Source organism: Natronorubrum halalkaliphilum, assembly GCF_009834785.1.
Taxonomy (GTDB): Archaea; Halobacteriota; Halobacteria; order Halobacteriales; family Natrialbaceae; genus Natronorubrum; species Natronorubrum halalkaliphilum.
Map to the genome: position 1 here is coordinate 23,471 of NZ_WUYX01000066.1, position 9,710 is coordinate 33,180.

The following is a 9,710-nucleotide window of genomic DNA, read 5'->3' on the forward strand; positions in this document are numbered from 1 at the left end:
GAATTATCGCCTCCGCTGGTAGACGATCAGCGCGAGTTTCAGGGCGACGAGCGAGGCGAGCGCCGTCGCCGCGAGCCAGAGCAGGTAGTCCGCGTACAGCGAGGCCGGGGCGTCCCGAAGCATCGTACTCCGGGTCGTGATCGCCGAGTAGTGGGTCGGCAGCGCTCGCGAGACCGTTCGGTGGGTCGTCGAAAAGAAACCGGCCGGATAGACGAGACTCGAGAGGCCGAAGACGCCAAGTACCAGCCCGAGGTTCGCGAACAGTGCGGACTGTCGAAGGCCGAGTGCGAAGAGGACGGCCAGTCCGATCGCGGCCAGATAGAGGAACGTCAGGCCCAGCACGGCGAGGGTCATCGGCGACAGCGCGGCCACGTCGTAGCCGAGCCACGCCGCCGTCGCAGCGACGACCGCCACCGGGATCGCGAGCGCCGCGCCGTAGAAGAGGAGTTTACTCGCCAGGACGGTATCGAGCCGGGATTCGGTCTGGAGTCGGTCGAGTACCAGCCGCTCGGAGCGAACCTGATAGGGGAGATAGAGCAGCGCGTAGACCGTGACGAACGCGAACAGTCCCGTGGGTACGAGGAACTCCGAGAGGCTGCGCGGCTCCCCGACGCGGTCGTGCTCGACGCTGATTTCCGCCGGAAGCGACCGATCGAACTCGGACTCGGCGAGGTCGACGCTCTCGTTGATGGGCTCTTCGAAGGGGACGAAGGCGTGATCGGAGACGATGGTCACGTTCGCCGTCGCGCTCTCGTTCATCACGTCACCCGGGAGGTGGACCACCAGATACACCTCCTCGCGCTGGAGCGCTTTGCGTGCCTCGTCCGGCGAGTCGTACTGGATCGGTGTCGCGAACGCGGTCACCCCCGCCTCGGCGATCGCGAGGTCGTCCTCGGTCGCATCCTCCTGAGCGACGAGGCCGACCGGGACGTCGCGCGGGATCGTCTGCTCGAAAACGGCCGTTCCGGCGACGATTCCGCCGGGAAGCAAAACGAGAAGGACGATCACGAGCCTCAGATTCCGCCGGACGGCAATCGTCTCCTTTCGCAACAGCGCGAGCAGATCCACCCGCTTACACCTCGTCGAGCAGCGCGAAGACGACGTCCGCATCGCCTTCGTAGTCGAGTTCGACCACCGCTCCGGTGCGCTCGAGGGAAACGTCGTCGCGCGCATCGGCGAACTCCTCGTCGAGTCCGGCCAGAGCCGCGATCGCCCCGTTCGTGACCGACTCGAGTTCCGCGGCGTCGGCTTCGGTGGGGACGTGTAACGCGAGTTCGATGGCGATCCCGTTCTCGACTGCGGCGTAGCTACGGCCGACGGCCTGCACTTCGTCGAAGATTTCGAAGTTCAGCCCGTCGGCGAGCGCCTGATACTCCGCGGGAACGAGGGGCCCGGACGGCTCCGACGCGACGGTCAGATGCTCGCCGCGGGCGTCGTCGTACGCGTCGCGAAGCGTTCCGGCGAGCGGTTCGCCGTCGCCGTCCCGGACGTCGAGCGAGGATCGAACGCCCTCCTCCTCGCCGACGACGAACCGATCGTCGATGAGGACGCCGAGAAACGGCGGTTCGGGCGCGTCAGAATCGACTTCCGTCGCGTCGACCGGTCGGTACAGTTCGTCGACCTCGGACCGTTCGTACTCGAGGCCCGTCGTTTCCTCGAGGGAAGCGACGACGTCGGCTTCGGCCCAGTCGCCGTCGACGATGACGTTGCGTCCGGTTGTGTCATCGTCGGTATCCGCGGCGTCCGCGTCGAACAGGAGTAATTCGTCCGCCTCGAGCGGATCGAGACCGGTTCGCGCTTCGAACGTCGTCGCGACGTCGATGTGGCCGGGTTCGACGGCGGCGAGTTCCTCGAGGACGTCGTCGTTGCCGTCCGCTGCGATCGTCGCGACGTCGAGTCGCGCGAGGACGGTCGTTTCCGCGGGGACGTGGCTCTCGGGATCGCCGCTCGCGGTCTCCTCGTCGTCGAGAAAACCGGTACAGCCAGCCGTCACGACGGCCAGCGTAGCGCCGACGCCGGTAAGCAGCGCGCGTCGCGAGCAGCGAGAGCCGTCGGGATGGCGGGAAGAGCGGGTCAGCATAGTGTCACGTCTCGGAGGCGAGGCTCATTAACGGTTCGGGTGCTCACGACGGCAGCGACGGCGAGAACGACGAGAGCGACGAGAGCGGTGATTCGAGCCAGCGTGTCGACCGCCCGGGTCCCAACAGCGTCGCGGAACGAACTACGGGAAGGCGAGCCCGAACTCCTGTTTAGCGAAACTCGCGAGCAGCGGTACGTCGTCGAGTCCGAGCAGTTTCGTGATCGCGCGGACGTCCCCCCGGTTTGCCTTCGCCAGCGTGTCGTCGTCGAGTCGGTTGAGGTCGGCCATCAGTTCGTCGTAGCGTTCGTTCGAGGCGAGATAGAGCAGCTTGGTCATCAGCAGCCGCTTTCGCTGGTTCGGCGCGACGTCGCGTCGCCAGAGCGTGTCGTACACCTCGAGATTCTCGGCAGTCGGCTCGGTATCGCCGTGTTTGAGACAGCTGTCGGCCGTGACGGCCGCAACCCGGCCGGACTGCATGCACTTGTTGATCCCTTCCCCCCAGAGCGGATCGACCGAGGGGACGGTGTCGCCGATCGCCATGAACCGATCGGTGTGCATCGTTTCGGGTGGCTGGATGTGGGCGGAACCGCGGTGTTGCTTGCCCTCGAGTCGCTCGGCGTCGGCAAAGCGGGGATCGGTCTCGAGCCAGTGGGAGAGGTAGTCGTCGATCGAGAAGTCGTCGCGAGCGTACCGTTCGTGGCTGCCGTTCTGGATGTAACAGAGACCGACCTTGGCGGTGTCATCGCCGGTGTGGAAAATCCACGAGTAGCCCCCGGGGGCGATCTCGTGGTCCAGTCGGAGCATCATCGTATCGTGGAGGTCCGCAAAGCCGGGCCGGTCGATGTCGATACCCTCGAACTCGTACTCGATGCCGATGGCGTGGTTTTCCCGTTTGAGGTCGACGACGTCGAGTTTCTTCGCGAGCGGCGCGGCCGGCCCCGTCGCGTCGATGACGATCTCGCCGTAGACTTCCTCGTCACCGTTGTATCTCACGCCGACGATCTGGCCGTCTTCCATGATCGGCGCGGTGACGCGCGCGTCGAACCGGTACTCCGCGCCGTCAGCGCGGCTATCCTCGACGAGGAACCGTTTGAAGTCGGCGAACTCGAGCACCGCTCCCGGCTGTTCGCGGACGTAGTGGTCGGTCGGCGACTCGAGGACGACGCTGTCGGTGTACTGCATTACGACGTCGTCTGGGATGCCGAAAGAGGCCATCATGGAGGGGAACGTCCCCGCGGTCGACTTGTTGCTCTGGCGCGGGAACTCGTCTTCGGACTCGGTCTCGAGGACTACAACGTCGTATCCCCGGGCAGCGAGGTCGCGTGCACACTGGCCGCCGGCCGGGCCGGCACCAGCGATAACCACATCGTAGCGGTTGTTCATATCGTCGAGACTATTTCGGAGCCTCATTAGTTTATTCAGTCGCGGCTGATTGTCCGCTTCGATTCGAGTGACCGATTCGAGTGACTGTCAGTGCCCAGCATACCGGCCCGGAGACCAGCGAGGAAACGGTGCCGGTAGCGCCTGCAACGGGGGTAACACGGGTTTCACACGGACGGCTGTATCGAGTTATCGGCGCAACCACGGACGGGCTGTGGCCGTGGCTGCGCCGGTACTGAGGTCCAGGAGACCGCCTCAGCGAACGATCGTCACGGGAACGGACGCTCGACGAACGATCCGTTCCGCGACGCTGCCGAGGAGCACTCTCGAGACGCCCGACCGACCGTGGCTGCCGACGACGATGCGATCGACGTCGCGTTCGGCGGCGTAGTCGACGATCGCCGACGCGGGCTGGCCGACCAGCAACTCCGTCGTGATCTCGCAGCCGTGTTCGGCGGCGCGCTCCCGGGCCTCGTCGAACAGTTCGGTCGCGTCCGCACGCTGGCGCTCGTGCATTGCCTCCGTGCCGAGGTGTGCGAACTCGCCGTAGCCGCTCCGAGTCAGGTCGGCGACGTGAACGACGGTGAGATCGTCCTCGGGGTGTTCCGCGAGCGCGTACTCGAGGGCCGCCCACCCCGGCTCCGAGTTGTCGAGAGCCACCAGTAGCTCCATGCGAAACGGTTGTCAGAGGAACTACTTGAGTAGTTCCCTCGGTAGCACGGACCGTATGCGCGGGCCGAACGCGAACGTCTCGAGAGACACCTAGATCGGTCACTACGAACGTCTCGGTAGCGGATTGCATTGTTATCGGTACGCTACAGCCGTCCAGTCCCGGATTTCGAGCCTGCTGTCTCGATCCGACGGTTCGAAAAGCGAGATTGGGAACGCGGCCGCACCGAGTATTCGACGATTCAGGAGCTGACGGATTGGTGGTCACTGTTTCCGAACGACCAGTGTTTCGTCATCGCGAGTAAGCAACCATCGTTTCGTCATCGCAAGCCCGACCGACGCTCGCTCGAGACGGCTGTCGCGGTCCGCAGTCGAAACTCGTTGTTATACTGTCGGACAGCAGTCAATACGAAGCCGATCGTGAATTCGGGGTCGTCGCCCACGGTGACAACCCCAGCAAAACGATCGGATTCACGTCGGTCTGTCCAACAGTATTACCGCACGGGCGGACTTCGGCTGGCCGACGGAACGCCCCGTTCCCGTCCGGACTGGGGTCTCTGAGCGGACGGCTTGCAAGTCCAACGACAGCAGTAACAGGCGTGCTCGAGGTATGGTAGTGAGACTCTCGCACGATGAGTACGAAAACGCCGCGGAAGGCCGATATCCTCCGGCCGATACAAAACACGTCGACGAAGTACTTCGCCCTGTTCGCCGTCGCCGGGGTGGCGTTCGGTCTGTTCCTACTCGGCTGGCTCTATCAGCTCTATCAGGGGATGGTCGTCACCGGGTTGTCGGACTGGGGCACCGGCGGCGGCGTGACCTGGGGACTGTACATCGGCGCGTTCATCTGGTGGGTCGGGATCGCTCACGGGGGGATCATCCTCTCGGCAGCAGTCAGATTGCTCGGGATGGAACGCTACATGCCGGTCGCCCGCCTGGCCGAGTTACTGACGATCGCCGGCCTCTCCGCGGCCGGCTTTTACATCGTCATTCACCTGGGCCGGCCGGACCGGATGGTTACGAGCATCATCACCCACTATCACATTACGATCCACAACTCGCCGTTGGTGTGGGACGTGACCGTCATTACGGCTTACTTCGTGCTGACGGCGACCTACCTCGCGCTGACGCTCCGATACGACATCAGCAGGCTGCGCGACGACCTGCCGGATCACTTCGGCCCCGTCTACCGATTCATGACCATCGGCTACAGCGAGAACGAGGACGAGATCGTCGAGCGGATGGTCTGGTGGCTCGCGCTGGCAATCATCATCATGGCGCCGCTCTTGCTTCATGGCGGCGTCATTCCGTGGCTGTTCGCACTGATCCCGACGATGCCCGGCTGGTTCGGGGCCATCCAGGGCCCGCAGTTCCTCACGATCGCCCTCACGTCGGCGATCAGCGGCGTGATTCTCCTCTCCTACGCGTTCCGATGGGCCTACAACTGGGACCACATCATCACCGACGACATCTTCCGCGGACTCACGCTGTGGCTCGGCTTCTTCTCGATGCTGTTTCTGTGGCTCCAGCTCCAGCAGATCACTACCGGCTCGTTCGCCGCCCCCGACGACCTGAGCTACGTCTGGTCGGCGACGCTCTCACACCCCATCTATCTCGTCGCGATGGGGCTGGTCGGAGCGGTCCTCGCCTTCATTTTCGCCCAGACGATCCGCCCCGCGCTGTTCAGCAAGGAACGCGCCGTCGTCTGCGGCGTCGCCGTGCTCACTGCGACGCTCCTCGAGAAGATCCTCTTCGTCGTCGAGGGGCTGATGTACCCGACGATGGACATCTACGGCGCGACGCCGGGCGACTACTTCCCGAGTCTCATCGAAATCGCCTCCGTAATCGGGACGATCGGAATGGTGATACTGATCTTTCTGACCGTCGCCAAGCTCTTCCCGGTGGTCGAACTCCACGCGATCGAACATCTCCGAGAGAAGCAAGAACACGAACAGGAACGCGAGACGGCGACCCACGACTGATACGGTTTGCTGTACCGATGTACCCGTACAACCACAGATCGTCTTCGGGCTGCACCGGTACTGACGTTTAGGAGACCGCACGAGGCGGGCTACTGCGGCAATTCACTCGAGTTCGTCCGGAACAGCGGCCGCGATCGACCGGAGCCACGCCGCTCGATCGTCGGCTGCAAGCGCCGCCGAGGCTGCCCCCGTCGCGTCCACGCCGCAATCGAAGGCCCGTTCGACGTCCTCGGCCGTCCGAATCCCGCCGCCGACGAAGACGCTCGTTCGCGAGTTCTCGGCCGCGACCATATCGACGAACGACTCGATGCGTTCGGGATGGGACCGGACCATGCCGTCCTCGCTGGCGATATCGCCGGGCCGCTCGAAGAGCAGACAGTCGGGATCGAACGTCAGCGCGGCCCGCCCCAGTTCGAGGCCGTCCACGCAGACGATCGTCTCGAGGTCGAGGTCGGCACAGCGGTCGATCAGCGGCGGCACGTCGGCGAACGCGTCCTCGTTCTCGGGATGGTTGATACAGGCGGCGTCAGCGCCGGCCGCGGCGACCGCCTCGAGCGTCGTCTCTCCCATCGCGGCATCCTCGCGGCGCGTCGCGGACTGCGCGACGATCGGGAGCGCCGTCCGGTCGGCGACGAGCCGAACGTCTGGCTGATGCGGGGCGACGGCAAAGCGGCACCCGGTTTCGTCTCGGACGCGCTCGATCGTTCGCGCGAACGCGAGTCCGTCGTCGCCGACGGTGCTACTGGCCGTCTTGAAATTGAGCAAGAAGTACGGATACTCGAGCGCCATCGGCCACGGTCACTCGGAGTACCCTTCCTGCAGGAACGCGCCTTCGGTCTCGTAGATCGTGAGGAGTTCCTCGAGAAACTCCTCGTAGGACTCACCCTCCTCGCAGTGGCTGTCGAGTCGGTCCTTCATGTCGTCGGTGATCTCGATCGTGTGGGGCATTGGTGACACGAAGCAGGTGCTTCGAGCGTACTGTCGTCGCCCGTCGCCAAATAGTCCGGGGACGCATGTGCATACGGTCGCCAGACGGCCGCATCGGCGGCGAGACCGACCGGTGACCAGCTATCGGCGACCGGCACGAGACGGCCCGAACGTTATCCGAGTCGTCGTGATAGCATCCGGTATGACAGCGACACTGACCGACGACGAGGTCGGCAAGAAGGTCGTCGACGCGGAGGGGAAGGAACTCGGAATCGTCGCGAAAGTCGAGGGCGGCCGAGCGTCCGTCGATCCGAACCCCTCCGTCGCGGAGCAGGTGCTCGCGTCGATAGGCGTGGAGGGCGAAGACGACGAGGATTACCTCGTCACGGAGGATATGATCGATCGGATCGGCGAAGAGATCGTTCTGAACGGCGACATCTGAGCGGGTTTCGGACGCGAAATCGACGGCCGCAGACACACACCGGCGACAGCATCGTCCCGCAAGGAACGCCGCCTCGTTAGAGGGGACAACCAAGGGATCCCGAAACTCGAGAGCCCGCCGGCCCGCGCCGACGGCGCTCCCGATCGGTGGGAACTAGGGAATAGCTGTAAGTGACGCTCCCGCGACGATACGGTATGTTCGAACGGATCCTCGTTCCGACCGACGGAAGTGGACCAGCAAACGCCGCGCTCGAGTACGCCGGCGAAATCGCCGCAGCGGAGGACGTGACCGTCCAGATCCTCCACGTCGTCGACCCGGATGTCGATCCGGAAGCCGCCGACGAGCGACTGGCCGACAGTCGCGACTGGGTCAGCGACGTCCCGATCATCGACGAGGTGCGAACCGGCGAGCCAGCGGACGCGATCCTCGAGTACGCACGGGACAACGACGTCGACGCCATCGTCATGGGAACGCGGGGCCGACGCGGCGTCGGGCGGCTCGTTCTGGGGAGCGTCACCGAAACGGTCGTTCGCGACGCGGCCGTGCCCGTCCTCGTCGTCCGCGGGGCGGCCGAAGTCAGGCGGCGGTATCCGTTCGAAACGATCGTCGTCCCGACCGACGGCAGCGCTCACGCCGACGCCGCACTCGAGCGCGCACAGGCGATTGCCACGCACCACGACGCGACCGTTCACCTCCTCTCGGTCGTCGACGTGACGCCGGCCGGAATCGACGACCGCAGCGATCTCCGGCTCAACCGCCTCGAGCGATTCGCGAACGAGGTCGTCGACGAGGGAGAGCAGCTACTCGAGAACGCGGGTGTCGACGTCGAACGGTCCGTTCGGTACGGGTCGACACATCGACAGATTCGGACCCACGTTGACGAGACGGATGCGGACCTTCTGGTGATAGGGACGCACGGGCGAAGCGGCCTCGATCGCCTGCTACTAGGAAGCATTACCGAACGCCTGCTGCGGACGGCGACGACCCCGGTGCTGACGGTCCAGGCCGCGAGCGAGAACTGAGAAAACTGAGAGAACTGAGCAAGGGCGGAGTCGAGAGCCGAGCGACAACCGGTCGACTGCGGAGCATTTCGATCCCGCAGTCTCTCGGCTCCGATGGGGCTGACTACAACAACCCGTCTCGTGCGGACCGCTGTACGTCAGTGTCGGACGGCCGCGAGCAGTCGTGCGGTCGCTTCGAGAAACAGGTACAGCAGACCGTATCAGTCGACGAACCCCGAACGGATCTCGAATCGGGCTCCGCCGGCTTCGCTGTCGGTGATCTCGAGATCCCAGTCGTGTGATTCGACGATCGTCTTGACGATCGAAAGCCCGAGCCCCGTCCCGTCGTCAGCCGTGGTGTACCCCGACTCGAGGATTCGATCTCGCTCCGATTCGGGGATTCCGACGCCGGTATCGGCGACGTAAAACCCGTCGTCCGTGAGCCCGACGCGGATCGTTACCTCGTCGTCGGCAGCGTCCGGTCCGTCGTCCGCTTTGACCGCCGAGTCGGCGTCTTCGGAGCGAGCGGTCGTTGAGGCGGCTCCGGAACCGGCCGTCTCGCGAGACAACTCCCGCGTCCGTGACTCTCCGTCCGTGATACCGTGTTCGACGCTGTTCCGAAACAAGTTCTCGAACAGTTGCTGGAGCCGTCCGGGATCGGCCAGTACGTATCGGTCTCCCGGCCGTTCGAACGACGCTGCCGGCGCATCGACGTTGTCCCAGGCCTTCGACGCAATCTCGGCGAGAGAGACGGGTTGTGGATCGTCGATCGACTTCCCCTCGCGAGCGAGCCACAGCAAGTCGTCGATGATATTCGCGATTCGTTCGTGGGATTGAACGACGGCGTCGAACGACTCCGGATCAGCCGTCTCGCGGGCCCGCTCGAGTTCTCCCATCGCGACGGTCAGGGGATTTCGCAGGTCGTGAGAGACGACCCTCGCAAACCGCTCGAACCGATCTTTCTGGCGTTCGAGTTCCCGCTCGCGGCCGATCCGGTCGAGCGTCGCTTCGAGACCCGAGGAGACGATTCGCAACAGCACGCGATCCGTCTCGTCGAACGCGCCCACCGTCCGCGACGCGACGAGCAAGACGCCGTGGTCGCCGATCGGGAGGGTGATTTCACTGCGGACCGGGGTTTCGCGATTGGTACGTGTTTAGCCCCAGCTGATTTCGTTAGTATCTCGTAGGGGGCGATCTACGGTGGAGATATGCTTTGTCGGCAGGGGTCA

General features: G+C 64.6%; 10 protein-coding genes. 3 read left to right on the forward strand and 7 right to left on the reverse strand.

Features of this window, described 5'->3' with window-relative positions:
* Positions 1 to 3 precede the first annotated feature (3 nt).
* The 4 genes from GS429_RS17910 to GS429_RS17925 form a co-directional block, all read right to left on the reverse strand.
* Entirely contained in the window at positions 4 to 1,068 is a 1,065-nt protein-coding gene (locus GS429_RS17910; RefSeq protein ID WP_328821468.1) for an ABC transporter permease, read from the reverse strand.
* 4 nt (positions 1,069 to 1,072) lie between these two features.
* On the reverse strand, positions 1,073 to 2,080 hold the full coding sequence (locus GS429_RS17915) for a hypothetical protein (protein ID WP_160066726.1): 1,008 nt from the start codon (positions 2,078 to 2,080) through the stop codon (positions 1,073 to 1,075).
* A 141-nt stretch (positions 2,081 to 2,221) separates the two neighbouring features.
* Positions 2,222 to 3,463, reverse strand: a complete 1,242-nt coding sequence (locus GS429_RS17920; RefSeq protein ID WP_160066728.1) for a digeranylgeranylglycerophospholipid reductase — start codon at positions 3,461 to 3,463, stop codon at positions 2,222 to 2,224.
* Between the two features lie 252 nt (positions 3,464 to 3,715).
* On the reverse strand, positions 3,716 to 4,132 hold the full coding sequence (locus GS429_RS17925) for a universal stress protein (protein WP_160066730.1): 417 nt from the start codon (positions 4,130 to 4,132) through the stop codon (positions 3,716 to 3,718).
* Positions 4,133 to 4,761: 629 nt separating this feature from the next.
* Here GS429_RS17925 and nrfD point away from each other — a divergent pair.
* On the forward strand, positions 4,762 to 6,111 hold the full coding sequence (gene nrfD, locus GS429_RS17930) for an NrfD/PsrC family molybdoenzyme membrane anchor subunit (RefSeq protein WP_160066732.1): 1,350 nt from the start codon (positions 4,762 to 4,764) through the stop codon (positions 6,109 to 6,111).
* Positions 6,112 to 6,213: 102 nt separating this feature from the next.
* On the opposite strand, the gene GS429_RS17935 is transcribed toward nrfD, so the two are convergent.
* Both GS429_RS17935 and GS429_RS21980 read right to left on the reverse strand, forming a co-directional pair.
* Complete coding sequence (locus GS429_RS17935) at positions 6,214 to 6,900, reverse strand: triose-phosphate isomerase (protein WP_160066734.1); 687 nt, start codon at positions 6,898 to 6,900, stop codon at positions 6,214 to 6,216.
* A gap of 9 nt (positions 6,901 to 6,909) precedes the next feature.
* On the reverse strand, positions 6,910 to 7,059 hold the full coding sequence (locus GS429_RS21980; protein ID WP_201294047.1) for a DUF7557 family protein: 150 nt from the start codon (positions 7,057 to 7,059) through the stop codon (positions 6,910 to 6,912).
* 181 nt (positions 7,060 to 7,240) lie between these two features.
* On the opposite strand from GS429_RS21980, the gene GS429_RS17940 reads away from it, so the two are divergent.
* Together GS429_RS17940 and GS429_RS17945 are read left to right on the forward strand one after the other, a co-directional pair.
* Positions 7,241 to 7,480: a hypothetical protein gene (locus GS429_RS17940; protein ID WP_160066736.1), complete on the forward strand. Its 240-nt coding sequence runs from the start codon at positions 7,241 to 7,243 to the stop codon at positions 7,478 to 7,480.
* Positions 7,481 to 7,674: 194 nt separating this feature from the next.
* On the forward strand, positions 7,675 to 8,502 hold the full coding sequence (locus tag GS429_RS17945; RefSeq protein ID WP_160066738.1) for a universal stress protein: 828 nt from the start codon (positions 7,675 to 7,677) through the stop codon (positions 8,500 to 8,502).
* Between the two features lie 200 nt (positions 8,503 to 8,702).
* Here the strand turns inward: GS429_RS17945 and GS429_RS17950 are convergent, their stop codons facing one another.
* Positions 8,703 to 9,548, reverse strand: a complete 846-nt coding sequence (locus GS429_RS17950; RefSeq protein WP_160066740.1) for a sensor histidine kinase — start codon at positions 9,546 to 9,548, stop codon at positions 8,703 to 8,705.
* Positions 9,549 to 9,710: the final 162 nt, after the last annotated feature.